Source organism: Mariniradius saccharolyticus AK6, from assembly GCF_000330725.2.
GTDB classification, from domain to species: Bacteria; Bacteroidota; Bacteroidia; order Cytophagales; family Cyclobacteriaceae; genus Mariniradius; species Mariniradius saccharolyticus.
This window is the reverse complement of sequence record NZ_AMZY02000017.1, coordinates 23,505-42,503: the sequence shown is the minus strand read 5'-3', so window position 1 is coordinate 42,503 and position 18,999 is coordinate 23,505. Positions and strand designations below refer to the sequence as shown.

At 46.9% G+C, this 18,999-nt stretch carries 17 protein-coding genes and 1 tRNA gene; 4 read left to right on the top strand and 14 right to left on the bottom strand.

The features are described 5' to 3' along the window. Positions 1–14: 14 nt before the first annotated feature. From C943_RS16410 to C943_RS16400, 3 genes are all read right to left on the bottom strand, one after another. Positions 15–1,931, bottom strand: coding sequence for an amylo-alpha-1,6-glucosidase (locus tag C943_RS16410; protein WP_008630056.1), 1,917 nt, complete (start codon positions 1,929–1,931; stop codon positions 15–17). 360 nt (positions 1,932–2,291) lie between these two features. Further along, positions 2,292–2,367, bottom strand: a tRNA-His gene (locus tag C943_RS16405). A gap of 72 nt (positions 2,368–2,439) precedes the next feature. Continuing rightward, complete coding sequence (locus C943_RS16400) at positions 2,440–3,795, bottom strand: dihydroorotase (protein ID WP_008630051.1); 1,356 nt, start codon at positions 3,793–3,795, stop codon at positions 2,440–2,442. A 120-nt stretch (positions 3,796–3,915) separates the two neighbouring features. Here C943_RS16400 and C943_RS16395 point away from each other — a divergent pair, with 120 nt between their 5' ends. Beyond that, positions 3,916–5,265 (top strand): DEAD/DEAH box helicase, encoded by a 1,350-nt coding sequence (locus C943_RS16395; protein WP_008630048.1) that lies wholly within the window; start codon positions 3,916–3,918, stop codon positions 5,263–5,265. A 29-nt stretch (positions 5,266–5,294) separates the two neighbouring features. Here C943_RS16395 and C943_RS16390 read toward each other — a convergent pair whose 3' ends face one another. Together C943_RS16390 and C943_RS16385 are read right to left on the bottom strand one after the other, a co-directional pair. Beyond that, the gene (locus C943_RS16390) at positions 5,295–5,882 is read right to left on the bottom strand and encodes a hypothetical protein (RefSeq protein WP_040481123.1); all 588 of its coding nucleotides are present in this window, start codon (positions 5,880–5,882) and stop codon (positions 5,295–5,297) included. A gap of 38 nt (positions 5,883–5,920) precedes the next feature. Continuing rightward, positions 5,921–6,619, bottom strand: a complete 699-nt coding sequence (locus tag C943_RS16385) for a DNA alkylation repair protein (RefSeq protein WP_008630045.1) — start codon at positions 6,617–6,619, stop codon at positions 5,921–5,923. A 255-nt stretch (positions 6,620–6,874) separates the two neighbouring features. Here C943_RS16385 and C943_RS16380 point away from each other — a divergent pair, with 255 nt between their 5' ends. After that, on the top strand, positions 6,875–7,501 hold the full coding sequence (locus C943_RS16380; RefSeq protein WP_008630044.1) for a response regulator transcription factor: 627 nt from the start codon (positions 6,875–6,877) through the stop codon (positions 7,499–7,501). Between the two features lie 93 nt (positions 7,502–7,594). Continuing rightward, a complete protein-coding gene (locus C943_RS16375; RefSeq protein ID WP_008630042.1) occupies positions 7,595–7,870 on the top strand; it encodes a hypothetical protein in 276 nt (91 codons plus the stop codon). 30 nt (positions 7,871–7,900) lie between these two features. On the opposite strand, the gene C943_RS16370 is transcribed toward C943_RS16375, so the two are convergent. The 9 genes from C943_RS16370 to C943_RS16330 all read right to left on the bottom strand — a co-directional run bounded on the left by C943_RS16370 (position 7,901) and on the right by C943_RS16330 (position 17,704). Continuing rightward, positions 7,901–8,770: a nucleoside phosphorylase gene (locus C943_RS16370; RefSeq protein WP_008630041.1), complete on the bottom strand. Its 870-nt coding sequence runs from the start codon at positions 8,768–8,770 to the stop codon at positions 7,901–7,903. Then, on the bottom strand, positions 8,727–9,746 hold the full coding sequence (gene trhO / locus C943_RS16365) for an oxygen-dependent tRNA uridine(34) hydroxylase TrhO (protein ID WP_008630038.1): 1,020 nt from the start codon (positions 9,744–9,746) through the stop codon (positions 8,727–8,729). Before trhO ends, C943_RS16370 begins: the two co-directional genes overlap by 44 nt. A gap of 51 nt (positions 9,747–9,797) precedes the next feature. Next, positions 9,798–10,436, bottom strand: a complete 639-nt coding sequence (locus C943_RS16360; protein WP_008630036.1) for an acetyltransferase — start codon at positions 10,434–10,436, stop codon at positions 9,798–9,800. A gap of 55 nt (positions 10,437–10,491) precedes the next feature. Further along, positions 10,492–11,787 carry a DUF2851 family protein gene (locus C943_RS16355; RefSeq protein WP_040481122.1) on the bottom strand — a complete coding sequence of 432 codons (1,296 nt, stop codon included), beginning with the start codon at positions 11,785–11,787 and terminating at the stop codon, positions 10,492–10,494. A 133-nt stretch (positions 11,788–11,920) separates the two neighbouring features. Next, complete coding sequence (gene pyrF, locus C943_RS16350) at positions 11,921–12,742, bottom strand: orotidine-5'-phosphate decarboxylase (RefSeq protein WP_008630032.1); 822 nt, start codon at positions 12,740–12,742, stop codon at positions 11,921–11,923. Positions 12,743–12,760: 18 nt separating this feature from the next. Beyond that, positions 12,761–13,411: an outer membrane lipoprotein periplasmic chaperone LolA1 gene (gene lolA1 / locus C943_RS16345; protein ID WP_008630030.1), complete on the bottom strand. Its 651-nt coding sequence runs from the start codon at positions 13,409–13,411 to the stop codon at positions 12,761–12,763. A gap of 118 nt (positions 13,412–13,529) precedes the next feature. Beyond that, positions 13,530–15,980 (bottom strand): FtsK/SpoIIIE family DNA translocase, encoded by a 2,451-nt coding sequence (locus C943_RS16340; protein WP_040481081.1) that lies wholly within the window; start codon positions 15,978–15,980, stop codon positions 13,530–13,532. 124 nt (positions 15,981–16,104) lie between these two features. Then, positions 16,105–17,160: a quinone-dependent dihydroorotate dehydrogenase gene (locus tag C943_RS16335; RefSeq protein ID WP_008630024.1), complete on the bottom strand. Its 1,056-nt coding sequence runs from the start codon at positions 17,158–17,160 to the stop codon at positions 16,105–16,107. Positions 17,161–17,188: 28 nt separating this feature from the next. Beyond that, the gene (locus tag C943_RS16330) at positions 17,189–17,704 is read right to left on the bottom strand and encodes a hypothetical protein (RefSeq protein ID WP_008630022.1); all 516 of its coding nucleotides are present in this window, start codon (positions 17,702–17,704) and stop codon (positions 17,189–17,191) included. Positions 17,705–17,960: 256 nt separating this feature from the next. Between C943_RS16330 and C943_RS16325 the strand changes: the two genes are divergently transcribed. Then, positions 17,961–18,965, top strand: a complete 1,005-nt coding sequence (locus C943_RS16325) for a Kelch repeat-containing protein (RefSeq protein WP_008630018.1) — start codon at positions 17,961–17,963, stop codon at positions 18,963–18,965. Positions 18,966–18,999 lie beyond the last annotated feature (34 nt).

Genomic DNA, 18,999 nt, shown 5'->3' with positions numbered 1-18,999 from the left:
CAAAAAGAGTTTATCTATATTTTTTCCAACAAATACATCATCCTGAGCAATTCCCCAACGCTCCAAGCTTGAGAAATCGAACCTTTTGGCCGGTGGGGTGGATCTCCATCGTATATTTCCGCTACCGTACCGATCCCGTATTGGCTCATTACTTCGTCAAACCCCTGTACGATTTTCTCGACAAAATGCTTGCCTGCCTTCCCATGCAGCCTGAGGTATCCCTCCACAAAATTGCCCAACAGCCAAGCCCAAACCGTACCGTTGTGGTAGGCATTGTCCCGTGAAAATTGGTTGCCTTGATAATATCCCTTGTATCCGGGGTCGTCAGGCGAGAGCGATCTCAATCCACGGGAAGTGAGCAGTTTTGATTTGACAATCTCGAGAATGCGCTGCATTTGGGATTCTTCCAATGGTGAATACGGCAAAGATGTCGCAAAAACCATATTTGGCCTTATGGCCCAATCTTTATAAAACCCATCTACGTAATCTGCCAGATAGCCTCTCTTCTCGTCCCAAAATACTTCCACAAAGGATTTTTTGACAGTTTCGGAAAGTTCCGATATCGCTTTGTCTCCTGTCAGTTCTGCATAAAAACAAAGCGCATTGTACCAAAGGGCATTGATTTCTACCGGGCAGCCAATCCTTGGAGTCACCGGGCCATCTGAGTTGACGGCATCCATCCAAGTCAATGCTACCCCTTCCTGACCACCGTACATGAGTCCGTTTTCAAGCATGTGGATGCCGTAATCCGTTCCTTTCATGTAGCCGTCGATGATTCCCTTCATTTTTTCGAGGTATTTCTTCTTGACGGTTTTTTCGTCTCCGGTAAACTTGATGTATTGCTGAAGTGACCAGAAAAACCAAAGTGGTGCATCCATGGAAGCTAAGTTTCGCATCACCCCGCTGCCAACATTTGGAAAAAGCGGGCCATGTAGATCGGCGACCATGGTATCCATTATCTCAAGAAAAGTCTCCTTGTCGCCCTGGGTCAAAACCAAGCCTGGCGATGCGACGAAAGTATCCCTTCCCCACCATCCAAACCATGGATACCCCGCGACTACGTGGGTTTTGCCATCTCGTCTTTGGATAAATTGTCCCGCCGAATTCTTGAGGCAATTCACAAAATTGTTTCTGGGTATCCTTCTTGCCAATTCTTTCTCAAATGCGCGCTGTCTTGTACTCGGATCTGCTTCGGTAAGTCCGGCGGAAAAAATCACCGATTCGCCTTTGGCGATGTCGAACTCGAAATAACCAGGCACGAAAAGGTCTTCTTGGTAATCATAACCCCTTTCCCGTTCCATGATGTATTCGATGTTGTAATACCAATCGGGTTTGGATACGTATTCATTTTTCTTGGAAAGCTGGAGGTACAGCGGAGAATACTCCGGGTAGAGTTGATACTTTGCTCCATTTGGCACTTTTTCAAAGTCCTTCTGGATTCTATCATTGGCCTTGGACAGATTGTGGTAGCCCCTAAATGCCAAAAATGGGCTGATCCTGATTTTTGTCGGTGAATGGGCTTCCAGCAGCGTGTACCGAATCATCACTCTGTCGCGGTTGGTGTCGAGGATAAGCTCTTTTTGAAGCAAAACACCTCCGACACGGTAAGTGAGCTTTGGAATAGGTTCGGAATCAAAATCCTCCAAATATTTATGGCCCCGAGGGTAGTAATTTCCTGGAAACTTGCTGATTCCCAAATTGAAGGATGCGCCGCGTTGGATCACTGTCTCGTGCACTGTGGAAAGCATCACATGTAGCTGCTCATCAATTTGCGGCTGGGGGGCGACCAAAAGACCGTGATATTTTCGAGTGTTGCATCCAATGATAGTTGTACTTGTATAGCATCCGCCTCTGTTGGTCCTGATGATTTCCCGATCCAAAGAGTAATTAAGATTGATTAATTGGGTTTTGTCGAAGTGGATATAACTCATTGGGTCAAAAATTTGAGATTCAGGATAAAAATACTTTTTTGAGTGTGAAAGAAAAAAATATTGGTATAAAAATAAAAGGTTACGTTACCATAACCTTATTGCTATCGATTGTCCTGCATTTTACCGTGCGCTTTCCTTTTGGAGTTCTTCGTAAACTTTGAGGGATTCCTCAAATTTCTGGATATAGGATTGCACAAATTTCAAATTGACGGGTTTCACTTTTGGAAACCTGGGAGAATTCATGAATAACGTGAACATACCTTTCAAATTAAATTTCAACCTTTAGTACAAATTTAATGCCATTTGGGTTCACTGCCTAATTCAAAAAGAAAGACCCCTCAATTTTAAAGGGGTCTTATTGGGTGAATGACCGGGATCGAACCGGCGACCTCTGGTGCCACAAACCAGCGCTCTAACCAGCTGAGCTACAATCACCATTTTATTTTTCAATACAACCAGCTTGTTGATTGGACTGCAAAGGTAACGCTTGCCGGATTTGTTTACAATATTAGCTATTGATTTTTCTGGAAAATTTTAAACGCACACCTTTTTGTTCTTCATGGAAAGTGCCGTTTTCGTATGCCAAATGTCCGGAAACGATCGTGTGCGTCACCTTTGAGCGGAAAGTATGTCCTTCAAAAGGCGACCATCCACATTTCGACAGGATATTGTCAGGTGTAACTGTCCAAGGAGAATTCAAATCGACCAATACCAAATCGGCATAAAAGCCTTCTCTGATAAATCCACGCTTATCGATTTCAAACAATATTGCAACATTGTGTGCGGCTTTCTGGGCAATCATTTCCAGACTGATTTTGCCTTGGTGGTACATGTCCAAAAGAGCTACTAGACTATGCTGTACCAAGGGGCCGCCCGATGGTGCAGAGGAATACGCTTTGGACTTTTCCTCACGGGTATGGGGGGCGTGGTCGGTTGCGATCACATCAATCCGCCCATCCAATACCCCCTGGAGGATTGTGGACCGATCATTTTTTGTCTTGACGGCAGGGTTCCATTTGATAAAGTTCCCCTTGCTTTCGTAATCTTCGTCGCAGAACCATAGATGGTGGATGCATGCTTCAGCGGTAATTCGTTTCTGTTCCAGTGGCAAAGAATTGTCAAAGAGCCCGACTTCCCTTGCGGTGCTGATATGGAGAATATGGAGCTTACTTCCATATTTTTTCGCCAATGCTACCACCTTCTTGGAGGCATCATAACATGCTTCTTCGGATCTAATCAGCGGGTGATACTTGACTGGAATATTATCCCCAAACTCGCTCTTGTATTTTTCAAGATTAGTTTTGATGATTTCGTCGTTTTCGCTATGGGTGGCGATAAGCACCTTGCATTCTGCGAATATCCGTTCTAAGCTCTCCGGATTGTCGACGAGCATATTTCCGGTGGATGAACCCTGAAATACTTTTACGCCGCAGACGTTCTGCGGATCGACCTGTAGGATTTCCGCTATGTTGTCATTGGAAGCACCAAAAAAGAACGAGTAATTGGCAAGTGATTTTTCGGAGGCTATCCTGAATTTTTGCTCCAGAAGCGCTATCGTCGTGGCCGGGGGAACCGTATTTGGCATCTCCATGTAGGAAGTCACGCCTCCCGCGACTGCTGACTTACTTTCTGTGTAGATATCCGCCTTGTGTGTCAGGCCCGGTTCACGGAAGTGTACCTGATCGTCAATAAGCCCAGGGAAAAGGTATTTTCCACTGCCATCGATCAGGATATCGGCGGAGATTGAGGACAGGTTTGCATCAATACGCTCGATGAAACCATCCTTAATTAATACGTCCGATGGCCTGATTCGGCCTTCATTCACTATATTTGCCCCGGTGATAAGAATGCTTTTCTTTTTCATATTAGTACAATGTAGCCAGATTCATGGTTTTAGGAGAATGCTTCTGTATCATGAAATTGCTTAGACGCAGGTGAAACCCAAGCAACCTTCCCCATTTCATTCATTTCAAAATTACAAAACATGTCCGATAGCCTCCCGAAATTTGAAGATTTTAAATTGAACCGACAGTTGTGGGATGCCATCAGCGAAGCCGGATACGACAAACCCACGCCGATTCAGCAAAAGGCGATTCCTCTGGCCTTGGCAGGACATGATGTTTTGGGCATAGCACAGACAGGGACCGGTAAAACCGCAGCCTATGTTCTTCCCATTTTGATGAAGGTGAAATATGCACAGGGTAGGTTGCCGCGAGCGCTGATACTCGCGCCGACCCGGGAATTGGTTTTGCAGATAGAGGAAGCTGTGCAGCAGCTTGGCAAGAACACCGACCTACGTTATGTGGCACTCTTTGGAGGCTTGGGACCAAAAACCCAAATCGAAAAACTTCAAGAGGGAGTCGATATCATTATTTCCACGCCAGGCCGCTTCATGGACCTATATAGGAAGGAGGCGATCTTGACCAAGGAGATTAAAACCATGGTCATGGATGAGGCCGATAAAATGCTGGATATGGGCTTTTTACCCCAAATCAGGGCGATTTTGGAAGTGATTCCGGTCAAGCGTCAAAATCTGCTTTTCTCGGCTACTTTCGGTTCCAAGGTGGAGCGATTGTCCGAGGAATTCCTCGAATTCCCAGAGCGGGTGGAAGTGGCGCCTCAGGCGACTACTGCTGACACAATCCGGCAGATCAAATATTTTGTGCCAAACATCAAGACCAAGATTAACTTGCTACACTTTCTTTTGCAGGACGAAGGTGTCAGCAGGGTAATGATTTTTGCAAAGTCAAGGAAGAATGCCGAGGCCGTGTTTTCCTATCTTGGTAGGAAAAACCTCGGCCAAATCCGCGTGATACATGCCAATAAGGGCCAAAACACGAGAATCAATTCCATGGACGATTTCAAATCCGGGGAAGTCAGAATCCTTGTCGCGACTGATGTGGCAGCCCGTGGGATTGATGTCAGTATGGTCAGCCACGTGATCAACTTCGACGTCCCCTTGATTTATGAGGATTATGTCCATCGGATCGGTAGGACTGGACGGGCCGAAAATGAAGGGATGGCCATCACATTTGTGAATCCGGGAGAGGAATATCATTTCGAAAAAATCGAAAAAATCATCCGGATGCCCGTGCCCCAGGAAAGTATTCCTGATATCGTAGAGGTGACCGAAACTCCCTTTGAAGAAAAACAGGAGTACGCACGGGAAATTGACAATCAGAAACGGAAGGAAAATCCTGAATTCAAGGGCGCTTTCCATGAAAAGAAGCCTTTTTCAAAATACGAAAAGCCAACTGAAAAGAAGAAAGGCAAGAAGTTTAAGGCCAAGAAAAACCGGAACCAATTAGGTGCCCAAGGGAAATACAAGAAGTGACCGCTGCCTTCTGGAAATCTTTCAAATTTCTAATTTCTCGGCGGATTGATCATGATATGGGCCCGATGGGTGCCTGGATCCATAATCCAAGGCATAGCAGGCCCTGAAGGCTTCAATGGTAAACCAGTGCTAGCCTCAGTGGCCCAAGGAATGTAAACGACATAGCGTAGATAACTGTCTTTGACTTCACCGGTTTTCGGGTCAAAATTTTGTTGGTCCGCTGTCAGAACAAAAAGCGTAGCGCCATCCTTGGGCATTTTGAGTTTTCCACTTTTTGCTTCGGCTTCCCTGATATCAAAAATCTCCTTTGGAGTCTTGCCTTCAGCCTTAAGTTGCCTGCCCCGCGCCATAAATGGTTCTAGGGTATTGTGGTAGCATGAAGCGTTAAATCCGTTTGAATTGGGGTCGTCGGCAAGGCAGATTAGATCATTGCTGCCCTTCCGTAGCGTCACAAGGTTTCCTTTTTCATCAAAACCCAACACGGTCGCCCCCTCCCTTTTTTCTTCAGGCGCAGCCATCACCGCAGTCTTTATTTGGATTTCTTTCGAGGGAATAGTCTGTGCTACTCCAAAGATTTGGAATCCGATAAAAAGGGCGAACGTGAACAAAGTCTTCATGGCCATTGGGTTTGGGACTACGCTAAAGTAAGGAAAAATCATCCCTTTTTCATGAAATTTTCCTTTTCCACTGCCGGGAATTTCTCGATGGCATAGCGCAGCATGGTTCGGGGCATTTGTCTGTAATGTTTTTCCAAAAACACCTTTTCAGCTTCGAAATCCCTGTTGCCAATCTCCCGCAGCATCCAACCAACAGCTTTACGGATCAGGTCATGCCGATGGTCTATGAGTGTCTCGGCGATTGTGAAGGTGTCTGCGAAGTCTTGTTTCCGAATAAAATGGTAAGTACTGATGATCGCGATCCGTTGCTCCCAAAGGTTTCCCCTCCGCGCCATGTCATGCAGCATTTTTCTGTCCTTATCCCAAAGCCATTCACCAAGAATAAAGTGCGCCGAGCTGTCTACCAAGTCCCAATTATTGACATATTTCAGGTTTCGCAAGTAGAAATCGACCCAGAATCCCTTTTCAGAGGCTTTTCTGAATTTTGAAACGAGGATCAGGAGCGCAGTGAGCCGCACCTCGTGATAGGGACTTTCGATGAGTTGCTGTAAGTCCCCCTCGGTCGTTTTCTTGGCAAAATGTGCGGCAACCTTTCTTTGGTTGGGGACCGTCACACCCAAAAATTTGTCCCCGTCTCCATATCCACCCGGGAATGCCTTAAAGAAACCTGGTAGAAAAGCGGCTTTTTCGGGATTTGACAAATCTGAAAGTGCTTGGATTATGGCGCTAGCAGTCATGGAGTATTGGTGGTTGTGGCATGTGGAAATTCTTAGCTTCGTGGGCGACTGATATGGCCCGGATAATAGGAAGAAAGGAAATTATCCCATTTTCGAATGTGCTGCGCCAAAAGAAATTCCAATCATTACGATAATTCGAATCTAACAAGTATCTTTAAATTTACTTTTGAAAAGTTCACAAAAGGTAAAATAGTAATTGTTTGTTTAAGTTTAATCATTGAATAATTCATTTTATTCTAACCTACTTTTATTGATATGGGTATTTCGATTCTGATTGCCGACGACCACCCTTTGTTTTTAAGGGGTATAATGACTTTTCTGAATGAACATAATTTCAAAGTAGTGGGGGAAGCGACGGATGGGGGAGAGGCTTTGGATTTGATTTCAGAGTTGAGACCGGACTTGGCGATTTTGGATTATGAAATGCCCGTGAAGTCAGGATTAGAGGTGGCGAGGCAAATCAAAGCTGCCAAACTCCCGACAAAGGTTATTTTCCTGACCTTCCACAAGGACCCTTTGTTTCTCCAACTGGCAAAGATTGAGCACGTTGGAGGATTTATTTCCAAGGAATTTGAACCTGCAGACTTGCTCAAGTGCATCGAAGTAGTGCTGGGCGGGGGACAGTATTTTGGGATCGGAGGCGATCAGGTCCTGAGTCAGGAGGATAAATTTGAGAAAGGGGACCTGTTGACGCGGTCCGAGATTAAAATTGCCAAATATGTAGCGGAAGGACTTACGACCAAGGAGATCGCTGATACGCTTTCGATTGCCGAACGAACGGTGGATAAGCACAGGAGTAACATCATCAAAAAGCTTTCTTTGGACAAACGACCGAACGCATTATTGATTTGGGCACAGAAAAACAAAGAGTTGATCAGTTAATTTGGTATTATTCAAAGAAAAATAAGTACTAATACGTATTGAAATTAACGTCTGTAGGTTTTATTTTTGTTGCATTGTTTAAATTTTTAAGATATGAATATTCAATGTGGATTTGGCAAGTTCAAGATAATCCAATCTGTTAGCGATAAGGATGAGCTCCTTGTATTGTCCAAATGGGAAAGCTTGAAGCATCTTTTTGAAGCAAGTCGGATTTTTATGATCGATAAAAGAGATGCGGTGTTTGGCGTCTATCTGAAAAAACGGGAATGTCTGGAGGCGATTAATGAAATGTTGAAAAACATTGACTACAAAGATTGGGACCACCTTCAGGTAGATCAGGAACAGGTGTTTTACAGGTCGAATGCCTAGTAATTACCAGTAATAAACTCAAATGGCGGGCTAGATACCCGCCATTTCATTTAATGTGTGTCGGATCAGTTGATCCACAAGACCGTAGGGATCTTTGGAGAACTTTTTGCTTATCCTGTTGGCGATAATGGCATTGAGACTCAGAACTTCGTGCCCAAGTAGCCGTCCCATGGCGTAGTATCCTGCAGTTTCCATTTCAAAATTGGTCAAGCGTATACCTCCGATTTCCAGTTTTCCGAGTTTTTCGATCAAATCTGGCAAGGCAGGCTTTACCCGGACTTCCCGTCCCTGTGGCCCGAAAAATCCCGGACAGGTTACGGTGTTGCCGATGATAAGTCCCTTTCCTACCGTCTTCATCAACTTTTCTGAGCCTCGAATGCAGTAAGGTCTAAAGCCCAGCTCCAATGAATCTTGGATTTTATCGGCGACGTTTTCTTCAAATTCGGTGTAATCGGTCTTGTAGAATGCCATCAATGTATCCAACCCAATTCCATATTCGGATGCAAGGAGTGAACCTTCTGGAATCTCTCGACGCATACTGCCGGAGGTGCCGACGCGCACGATGTTGAGGCTTTTATGTTTATCCGTTACCACTCTTTCCTTCAGGTCTATGTTGACCAAGGCATCGAGTTCGGTCATGAAAATCTCGATATTGTCCGTGCCCATTCCGGTACTAATCGCGGTAATTCGGGTACCCCGGTACCATCCTGTATGGGTCACAAATTCCCGCTTGGAAATTTTGAACTCGATTTCGTCGAAGTATCTTGAGATCTTTGCCACACGATCAGGATCACCTACGGCAATAATATTTGAAGCCAGGTGTTCTGGCTTCAAATTGAGGTGGTAGATGCTCCCGTCAGGATTGATGATCAGTTCCGACTCTGGAATCCTTTTGGCCATGGATCGTAGTTTTGATTTTCTCTTTGTCCTGTCTTCGAAATAGTCCCTTGTAGGGATTGTAGCCATTGGTGTTTTTCTGGTAATATCCAGTGCCATCATAAGGCCTTTTTTCTGGATGTTCCTTGCATTCTGTGGAACAAGCTCCTTCCAATTCCCAGCCGCACTTCTCACAAATCGCCAAATGCGCATTGCAGGTTGGGTTGGCACAGTTGACCATGCGGTCGCAGGTAGTGCCGCACACGTGGCAGGTTGATATCACCACAGGATTGACCTTGTTGACGTCTACGGCGATCCGGTTGTCAAACACGTAGCATTTTCCCTCGAAGTCCTCACCACCCGCTTCGAGGCCGTACTTAATGATGCCGCCATGCAGCTGGTACACATCCGAGAAACCCTGCTCCAGTAGAAAAGCAGACGCTTTTTCGCACTTGATTCCCCCGGTACAATAGGTGAGGACTTTTTTGTTTTTGAGGTGTTCGAGCTCCTTTACCTTGTCAGGGAAGTCCCGGAAGTTCTCGATATCCAGCGTAATGGCATTTTTGAACTTGCCCAATTCATGCTCATAATTGGATCGGACATCGAGGATGACTACATCTTCTTGGTCTTTGAGCGCCTTGAATTCCTCTGGTTCCAAATGCTTCCCTGTGCGGACGTTGGGATCAATATGTCGTAGGCTTGAATGCACAATCTCGGGCTTTACCCGCACGTGAATTTTCGCAAAGGCATGCTTGTCGTGGGATTCGATTTTAAATTCTGTCTTGGCAAATCTCGGATCACCATGTATATAGGCCATGTACCTTTCGCAGTCTTCCTTGAGTCCCGAGACGGTTCCGTTCAAGCCTTCGGGCGAAATGATGATTCGTCCGCGGATATTGTTTTCGACGCAAAAGAGGTGATGTTCCTCGCGGTATGCCTCCGGATCTTCGATCTGGGCATAGCAATAGTAAAGCAGGATGCTGTATTTGTTGTTTTCCATAACGATCGCCCTGTTTCAAGCAGGGTGTTAGGTATTATTTGATTGAATAAATTACTTTTTGATGGGGGCAGCGGGGTTGCCAAATACGGTTTCTCCGTCCTTTACATTTGAGATCACCACCGAACCTGCTCCTACTCGGGCGTTTTTCCCAATGGAAACTCCAGCTACCACCGTGACTCCCGAGCCCACAAATGCACCTTCGCCAATACGTACGCCTGAGTTGATGACGGAACCTGCACCAATTTGCACAAAATCAGCCAATTCTACCCCATGCTCCACAATCGCGCCCGTGTGGAGGATACAATGGCTGCCGATTTTGCTACCTGCACCTAGGGTAACCTTCGCGTTGATGAAATTTCCGTGCCCGATCGTTGCGTCTGTGGAAATATACGCCATGCCATGGATGGCATTGACTGGCTGGACCTTACGGTTTTCGTGGAGCATTTTCACCAGAAACTGTCGGTACTTGTTGTCATCCACGGCGACAAAGGCCTCGCATTTTTTTCCAATCAATTTGAGAAAGCCTTCATCTTCGGTATGGCCCAATATAGGAACGGTGTTGATTTCCTGTCCAAAGAGCTTTTCGTCTTCGTCGAGAAATCCATAGACCATGACTTGGTTGCTGTTGAATATCTCCAAAGCAGGATGGGCGATGCCTTTTGCACCCAAAATTATGACTGGTTTTTCCATGGTTTCTGCGAATTCGGAGTGCAAAAATACGGGAAAATGACTACCTAACCAACATTCATTTCTTTTCTGGTTTGAGCAGACTTTGGCCAATTTTGCAATGCAGGCATCGTTTGGGCTGGCAGTAATCCTGAAAAAGCCCAATTAGTGCCTGCGATTCGAAAGCAGATTGTTGGTGGGATTCTATCCAGGTGTACTTTCGGATGATGTGGTTTTGCTCGGCAGGCAGCGTTTGGAGAAAATCAAAGCACTTTTCCTTCCATTCGCTCTGTTGGGTGTATTTTCCATATTCATACCAAAGTGGGACAAGTAGGTTGATGGCCAACAGGTGCAATGTGGAAGAACCCAATTTCGCTGATTGGATTCTTGGACTTGGCTGCCCGAGCTGATAATGGTTTCGCCAGTATTCGGGTAACTGGATGTCCATTGATTTTTGGAATTGCCCAAATGAATCCAGTCCATTCAAAAGTGTCGAGAAAAATCCCTGCTGCTTACCAATCAGTTCGGCCAATTGTGCCAAGCGCACCGTCGGGAATCCCGGAGGCCTGACGCCGAGGAATTTCCAGTCGTTGCGGTGGAGTGGGGGAGAAAGCTTCAGCTTTTTGTGTTGGTAGGCGAACTCTTTTTGCAGCGCTTCTCCCTCTTCGTCTTCGGGCTGATCAGGTAGCAATCCTGCCATGCCAAATAAGATCGCCCGAATCGCTTGCGGTTGTTGCTGAAGCTTCAGCAATTGCCGGAAAGGGAGCTTTGTGGCAAGTTGCAGCATCGTATCTGCGTTGGTTTTGAACCCAAAACAATACAACAACCACCTGAAAGTAGTCTCTTCCCAGTCGTTGTTGGTCGCCGTCAAGATCCCCGCCAGCTTTTGGGATTTGTGTTCCAGCCTTTCTACGAGGGCTTTTTCCAGCATCGAAAAGCGGACAATTTCTGGCACCCGCTCGATGTGGGGGCTACAGATGATTTCCTCCCGGCTGCTGGTCAATCGCTCATAATTGCGCATAGTGTCGAGGAAAATCCTTCCACGTAACTCCAATGTCGGTATGGCAGTACCATCTTGGTTGTTGATTTCCTTGTCGTGCGTCCAGACTACGTGGAGGATCACCGGAGCATATTTCGTATCTGCTGAGTGGTCGTGTGCATTCCAATCGGAGGAATGGATGTGGATTTCGACATGTCCGTGGTAGTCGATTTTGCCAATCCTGACATGTGCCTCCAAAAAATCCGGCCCCTCGTACTGGTTGTGGTAGCCGATTTTTTTGATTTCGAGGGACTGACCATCCGTGGTTAACAGGCTGTTTTTGTCAAAATACTGGTATTTCCAGACTGCCTGGAGAAAATCTTCCCGGAATTCCATAGGCTTTCCAAAATTATCTTTGGTCAAGATCAACTATATGATCTAATTTAAAAAGATATTCTTGGTGCCCACTCTTTGCCGAGTCCCTGGAGGTGAAATTAGTCGACTAATTTGAAGCTAGTTAGCTAAAGGCTTACAATTCGGAGTAAAGGGCCAGCAGATCGGCCATTTCAGCCTGGAGTATTTTGGCCTCCTGCCGTGCGGCTTTTCCAAAATCCTTGTCTTTCCCCGCGTAGATGATGCCGCGGGAGGAATTCACCAAAAGGCCACAGTTTTTGTTCATGCCATATTTTGCCACTTCCTGGAGACTTCCGCCCTGAGCGCCCACACCTGGGACCAGGAAAAAATGATCAGGAACAATCTTGCGTACCGCCCCGATTTTTTCCCCTCTTGTCGCGCCGACCACATACATCATGTTGTCGGGGCTTCCCCATTGGCTGCTTTTTTCCAACACTTCTTGGTAAAGCGGTTTTCCGTTTTGCAGTGTCGTGACCTGAAAATCATGGCTTCCTTCGTTGGAAGTGAGGGCGAGCAGAATGACCCATTTTCCCGCATATTCCAAAAAAGGACCCACGCTGTCGACTCCCATGTACGGTGCGACGGTGATGGAGTCAAAATCCATCGTTTCGAAAAAGGCCTTGGCGTACAGCCCAGAGGTGTTGCCGATATCGCCCCTTTTGGCATCAGCGATCGTGAAAATGTCCTTGGGAATATACTCCAAGGTCTTGGCGAGGCTCTCCCAACCCCTGGGCCCGAGTGCTTCATAAAAGGCAATATTGGGCTTGTAGGCTACCGCAAAATCGGCGGTTTGGTCGATGATTTCTTTGTTGAACTCAAAAATGGGATCTTTTGCGCCATGGAGGTGGCTGGGGATTTTTTGCAGATCGGTGTCCAAACCGACACAAAGGAATGATTGCTTGGCCTTGATTTGCTGGATGAGTTCCTGTCTATTCATGGATCGGAAAAGGGGCTTTTACCTCAAATCAATGATCTCAACCTTGCCGTACTTCTGCGGGTTAAAGTTGAAATATTCGTCCGGTAGATCGACGTTGGTATTCACGGATTTGAACTTGTATTTGAAGATTCCGCCTTGGTCGTCGTAGATTTCCCATCCGGTCAGGTCTTTTTTGTTTTTGTCGACAAAGAGTTTCACCCGTTTGAATGGTGCATTTGCCTTTTCTGCCGTCAGTTCGACTTCTTGGATCAGAACCCCGTTTTCTGTCCGTTCGCCGACAAGCCGGTAATTGTAACCCTTTTGGTAAATCGTGTACACCGTCGAAGGGGTCAATTCATCCTGCATTTCTCCTGCATTGTTGATCGTAACCTCCTTGTAGCCATCCGTTTCGATATAGGTCCAGACGGTTTTTCCGTTGTTGTAAATCTCCTGCTCGGGCAGCTTGAGGTGGTATTTGTTGCCTTTGATGGCAATTTCGCCGGTTTTACTTTGCGCACGCGATTCTCCCGCATCGGTGACCGTAAAATCAAAACTGGCTTTCATGCCTTTCAATCCCTTGTATTTCAAGCTTACGGCATCCAAAACCTCCTTGGCTTTGGGATCCTTTTGCGCAAAGGCAATGCTGGAAAATGCCAGAAAAAAAATAAGTAAAGTTTGTAAACGCTTCATTTTGGTTTGGTGAAATGTGTTTCTTTGTTCGTTTGGAGGCAGGATAACCAATATTCCTAAATTCTCACAAAAGGACCCTTTGCTTGGTACATCGTACTTGGTACTTTGTACAGTTAATCTACAGGCTATTCAATAACCGTTCCAAACTGGCCTCATCCTGAATCAGCACTTCGCGGGCCTTGCTGCCTTCAAATGGGCCGACAATTCCAGCTGCCTCCAGTTGGTCGACAATCCGACCGGCCCTGTTATAGCCGAGTTTGAGCTTCCTTTGGATCAGGGAAGTGCTTCCCTGCTGGTGCAGGACAATCAATCGCGCTGCCTCGTCAAACAGCGGATCGCGATCCGCCAAATCAATATCCGCCAAGCTGCCCTCGCCCTCTTCGCCTTCAAACTCCGGCAATAGATAAGCATCCGGATAGCCTTTTTGTTCACCAATCCAGTCACATACTGCATCTACCTCAGGGGTGTCCAAGAAGGCGCATTGCAGGCGTGTCACATCCGAACCTTGGGACAAAAGCATATCGCCCATCCCGATCAACTGCTCTGCACCGCCTGCATCGAGGATGGTGCGGCTGTCGATCTTGGAAGTCACGCGGAAAGATAGCCTTGCCGGGAAGTTGGCCTTGATGATACCTGTGATGACGTTGACGGAGGGTCTCTGGGTCGCCACTACGAGGTGGATCCCAATCGCCCTCGCCAACTGTGCCAAGCGTGCGATGGGCGCCTCGATTTCCTTTCCGGCCGTCATCATCAAGTCCGCCAACTCGTCGATGACCAAAACGATGTAAGGCATAAACTTGTGTCCTTTTTCCGGATTGAGCTTCCGCGCCACAAATTTTGCATTGTATTCTTTAAGATTCCTACAGCCTGCATCCTTGAGCAAGTCGTACCGATGGTCCATTTCAATACAAAGCGAATTGAGCGTATAGATGACCTTTTTGGTGTCGGTGATGATCGCTTCTTCTGTACCGGGGAGCTTGGCGAGGAAGTGTCTTTCGATCTTGTTGAAAAGGGTGAGTTCTACCTTTTTTGGGTCAACAAGGACGAATTTCAGTTGGGACGGGTGCTTCTTGTAGACCAAGGAAGCCAAAATCATGTTCAAACCGACGGATTTTCCCTGACCCGTGGCACCCGCCATAAGTAGGTGGGGCATCTTGGCCAGATCAATTACAAAGACCTCATTGGAGATGGTTTTTCCCAAGGCAACAGGCAGGTCCTTGTCGCTCTTCATAAACTTGTCCGTACCCAATACCGCTTTGGCAGGAACTAGCTCCCGGTTTTTGTTGGGAACTTCGATGCCGATGGTGCCCTTGCCGGGCATCGGGGCGATGATTCGGATACCCAAGGCTGCCAAGCTGAGCGCGATGTCGTCCTCCAGGTTTTTGATCTTGGAAATCTTCACCCCTGGATCAGGAATGATTTCGTAGAGCGTCACAGTCGGGCCGATGGTTGCCTTGATCTCCTGGATGCCAATCTTGAAGTTGACTAGGGTCTCGACAATCTTGTTTTTGTTGTCCTCGAGTTCCTGTCGGGATACGGTGACTTTTTGGACATCGTATTCATTGAGCAGATCCAGTGTCGGGTATTTGTAATGCGGCAAATCCAAGGTCGGATCATAGGGATCGAGGTTTTCGACCATCTCGGCGGTTTTTTCCTCGTCGATATTCGTCACTACGGAGAATTTCTTCTCCTCTTTCGCCGGTGCGACTGGCTCTTCATCCAATAGCACGTCTTCACCTTCGATATTGAAAACAGGGGCGCTGATGGGTTTTTTGGTTTCTTTTTCCTCGGATTTCAATGTCCATGAACTGACGTCTTCCTCGATTTCTTCCTCTGTCAACATCGGAACCTCGTCTTCCAATTCATCCAGTTCGTCCTCCATTTTCTCCTTTGTTTCACCTGCCAATGGCTTTGATGAAGAATCTGATTTGAATGACCAATTGAGTTGGCTGATGTCAAAATAGAAAACGAGGAAAATGATCAACGAACCCAGGATTAGGATAAAACTTCCCCAACCCAGAAATTCCTGTGCCAGCAGGCCCAATTCATAGCCAAATCCCCCACTGAGGTAGCCAAAGCTTGTGAATCCATCTGCCAGCTGTACCAAGTACCCGATTGTCAGGCCCAACCAAAAGACGAAAAACAGTGCAAAGCTGCTGAACCGACTCAGGGACATCAGGGATTTTTTGAAGGTCAATTTGAATCCCAACAAAAACAGGTAGGGAGGAAGGAAAAATGCAGCCAAACCAAACCACCTCCTGATCAAAATGTCAGAAAGTTTGGCACCAAACAACCCAAGCCAGTTGCGGGCTTCCGTGGCAGTGGTCCGGAGGCTTTGGTCGATTTCGGAGGCTACCAGACTTTGGTCGGCCTTGCCGGAGAAGATATAGCTGACAAAGGCGAAAAAGAGGAAGATCGAAAACGACAGGAAAATGATCCCCAAAGTCAGGGGAATGCGTTGGTCTTTGGCAAAAGACAGGGAAAACCCGGGTTTCCAAGCTGCCTTGGGACTTGGTTTGGGTTCGTTTTTCTTTCTAAAGGTATTTGTCTTGGGAGTCTCTGAAGCCATAGAGCATCAACTTACATATCTCTTTTTATGAAGGCGGCGGAAATATACAGATTTCCAAACAATCGGTTCGGATATATTTCGGGGATTCCTGCCCAAAAAGCCTAACGCAGCAATGCAACAAATTCTATGCGAGGACCTTGTTCTTTTTGTAGTGTGCCGCAATTCCCTTCTTGATTTTTTTGATCAGGCTGGGTCCCTCATAAATCATGCCTGTGTAGACCTGCACCAGCGATGCGCCTGCTTCCAGCTTTTCGATGGCGTCCGTGGCCGAAAAAATCCCCCCGACACCGATGATCGGAAATGCGCCGTTGGATTGGCTGTGGAGGTAGCGGATGACTTCCGTGCTGCGTTTGGCGAGGACCTTTCCGCTGACGCCTCCCGCGCCGATGGCCTCTACCTCACCCTTATCTGTTTTGAGCAGACTCCGGTCAATGGTCGTATTGGTGGCGATGACGCCGTCGATTTTGGTTTCCATCACGATCTCAATGATATCGTCGAGTTGTCCTACGGTGAGGTCGGGAGCGATTTTCAGGAGTATCGGCCTTGGGTAATCCTTGCGTTTGTTGGCCTTTTTGACAGAAAGGAGCAGTTTCTTGAGCGGTTCTTTTTCTTGGAGGTCTCGTAGATTGGGCGTATTGGGGGAGCTTACATTGACTACAAAGTAGTCAACGTAGGGATACAGCGCCTCGAAGCAAATCAGGTAGTCTTCCTCCGCCTTTTCGTTGGGCGTGTTTTTGTTTTTGCCGATGTTGCCGCCGACGATGATATCCGATTTGCGATCCTGCAGGCGAATGGCTGCATCCTTCACCCCGCCGTTGTTGAAGCCCATGCGGTTGATAAGGGCAAGGTCTTGGGGAAGCCTGAAGAGCCTCGGCTTTGGGTTTCCCTCTTGGGGCTTTGGTGTGAGTGTCCCGATTTCGATAAAGCCGAATCCCAAGAGGTCCATTTCGTCGATGAGCTTGGCGTCCTTGTCGAAGCCTGCAGCCAATCCGACCGGGTTTTTGAACCGCAATCCAAACACCTCCCGTTCCAAAATGGGGTCGTCGTAGGCAAACTGCCGCTGGATTACCGTCCGCGCAAAGGGAAGGTTGAAGGTCCGTTTGATCCAGGCAAAAGTGAGGTGGTGCGCCTTTTCGGCGTTCATTTTAAAAAGCAGCGGCTTCAGGATGGACTTGTACACTTCTCGGTAAATTGATGTTGGGGTAAAATTAAGGTAAATCTATCTTTTCTTTGGGGATTAATTTGATTATCCATCTTTTTGATTTGAAAGTGGGCTTGTAGGCAAAAAAAGGAACTGAAGCCGCGGCGATCCAAAGGCCTGTTGGGGATATTTCAGGTTCGGAGCTAGTCTGCGATACCGCGTTGCCTACACCGGTGGCGATGACTTCCAGTTGGAACACCGCCAAACCCAAGGTCACCAAGCCAACCCCTACGATTTTCGTGCCGGTGATACGTCTTTTGATATTCAGGATTTGGGTAGTTCGGATTTTTTGGCCGTCAATGATGATTTCATTTTCGGACTCCAGCCAAAATTTACCTTTGAAGCGATTCCCAAGGCTATCGGTAACACTGATCTTTTTGCCCTGCGGGATAAAGCGCTGCTCGCCCGTGCGGTTGTTGACCAATAGGATTCCCGCCTCATCTCTGATTTGTGCGAATGAAGTCTGAATCCAAAATAGTATCAGGATGAAAAAGACCGCAAACCGAAGAAAATATTTGTACATGAACCAAAGTAGTGAATGTTATTGATTTGGAACAAGCGCATTCACCCAAGGTTTTGGTAATTTTGAAGGCAACACATTTGATTCTCCACCTAGGAGTAGGCTTCATTCAGTGCCAGTGACCGTTTTCTTCTTGAATTTGAAAGCTTGTCTGACTGGCTTTCGATGTGGAAGCTTTAGCTCAAAACTAAAAAAAATCTCGACATTCAAGATGTTATCTGATTTTTTACCTAATTTTTCAATTCTAAATAACTCATTTATGTGCACACGACTGTTTGTCTTCTTTTTGGCTTTTGCCCTTTTTGCCTGCTCGGAATCTGCGGACCCAGATCCCAGCGATCCGGAAACAGAAATTGAAGCTGATTTCACTGGTTTAAGCGCAATACCCGGTTCAGGTCGCCGGAGCGCGTTTTCGTTTGCCATCGGCAACAAGGTTTATGTAGGTGCCGGATTTGGGCGTGACGCCTCGGGACAGACGTATTTGGCGGACTTTTGGGAGTATGACGTAGCCTCAAACACATGGACTGAAAAAGCGCCATTTCCATTAGGGCCATTTTTTGGGCAGGACGCTTTTGCCTACAACGGAAAGGGATATGTGTTTTTTGGAGGCACGGTTGAGTGCAGTGGTCCGGAAGTGCCCTGTGATCATATTGAATACAACTATGTACACGCCTACGACCCAGCCTCTGATACTTGGCAGCAAGTTGCGGACTTATCCTCCATCCCGGGCCTTCGTGACGGCCATGCTACACTGATCGGTGATAAGGTGTTTTTTGTTACCGACAATAAGGCTTTCGAGATTAGCTTGCTGGATTTTAGCTACACAGATAAAGCGGCTCCCCCTGTATTGATCAATTTTGCCGCCTTTTTTAGAATTGGAGATAAAATTTACTACATGACCGGTATGGATAATGGGCTGGGGAACAAGCAATGCGTCAGCTACGATCTAGTTAACGGAACTTGGGAGTTGCTTCCCGACTTCCCGGAAAAGGGTAGATACGATGCAAGTGGGTTTGCGATGGACGGCTATGGCTACCTGATTGGAGGGAAGGAAAGTGACTTTTTTGGTAAAAACCAAAGGTTTCGCGACGTTTGGCAGTTTGAGCCAAAGGGAAAGACTTGGAAGAAGATTGGTGACTATCCGGGAAGTGGGTTTACGCTGAAAGTGCTTGAGGTCCTTGGAGAAAAGGTCTATCTCGGCCTCGGCGACGAAGGCAACGGGCTGACCTTTGGAAGCGACTGGTGGGTATTGGAGATGAAGTGAGGTTTGGGTGGATAAGATTTCTCCCATGAATGTA

Bases quoted from the DNA above. Each gene is read 5' to 3' on its own strand.
- C943_RS16410 (WP_008630056.1), bottom strand. From the start codon at position 1,931: ATGAGTTATATCCACTTCGACAAAACCCAATTAATCAATCTTAATTAC.
- C943_RS16400 (WP_008630051.1), bottom strand. From the start codon at position 3,795: ATGAAAAAGAAAAGCATTCTTATCACCGGGGCAAATATAGTGAATGAA.
- C943_RS16395 (WP_008630048.1), top strand. From the start codon at position 3,916: ATGTCCGATAGCCTCCCGAAATTTGAAGATTTTAAATTGAACCGACAG.
- C943_RS16390 (WP_040481123.1), bottom strand. From the start codon at position 5,882: ATGAAGACTTTGTTCACGTTCGCCCTTTTTATCGGATTCCAAATCTTT.
- C943_RS16385 (WP_008630045.1), bottom strand. From the start codon at position 6,619: ATGACTGCTAGCGCCATAATCCAAGCACTTTCAGATTTGTCAAATCCC.
- C943_RS16380 (WP_008630044.1), top strand. From the start codon at position 6,875: ATGGGTATTTCGATTCTGATTGCCGACGACCACCCTTTGTTTTTAAGG.
- C943_RS16375 (WP_008630042.1), top strand. From the start codon at position 7,595: ATGAATATTCAATGTGGATTTGGCAAGTTCAAGATAATCCAATCTGTT.
- C943_RS16370 (WP_008630041.1), bottom strand. From the start codon at position 8,770: ATGGCCAAAAGGATTCCAGAGTCGGAACTGATCATCAATCCTGACGGG.
- trhO (WP_008630038.1), bottom strand. From the start codon at position 9,746: ATGGAAAACAACAAATACAGCATCCTGCTTTACTATTGCTATGCCCAG.
- C943_RS16360 (WP_008630036.1), bottom strand. From the start codon at position 10,436: ATGGAAAAACCAGTCATAATTTTGGGTGCAAAAGGCATCGCCCATCCT.
- C943_RS16355 (WP_040481122.1), bottom strand. From the start codon at position 11,787: ATGGAATTCCGGGAAGATTTTCTCCAGGCAGTCTGGAAATACCAGTAT.
- pyrF (WP_008630032.1), bottom strand. From the start codon at position 12,742: ATGAATAGACAGGAACTCATCCAGCAAATCAAGGCCAAGCAATCATTC.
- lolA1 (WP_008630030.1), bottom strand. From the start codon at position 13,411: ATGAAGCGTTTACAAACTTTACTTATTTTTTTTCTGGCATTTTCCAGC.
- C943_RS16340 (WP_040481081.1), bottom strand. From the start codon at position 15,980: ATGGCTTCAGAGACTCCCAAGACAAATACCTTTAGAAAGAAAAACGAA.
- C943_RS16330 (WP_008630022.1), bottom strand. From the start codon at position 17,704: ATGTACAAATATTTTCTTCGGTTTGCGGTCTTTTTCATCCTGATACTA.
- C943_RS16325 (WP_008630018.1), top strand. From the start codon at position 17,961: ATGTGCACACGACTGTTTGTCTTCTTTTTGGCTTTTGCCCTTTTTGCC.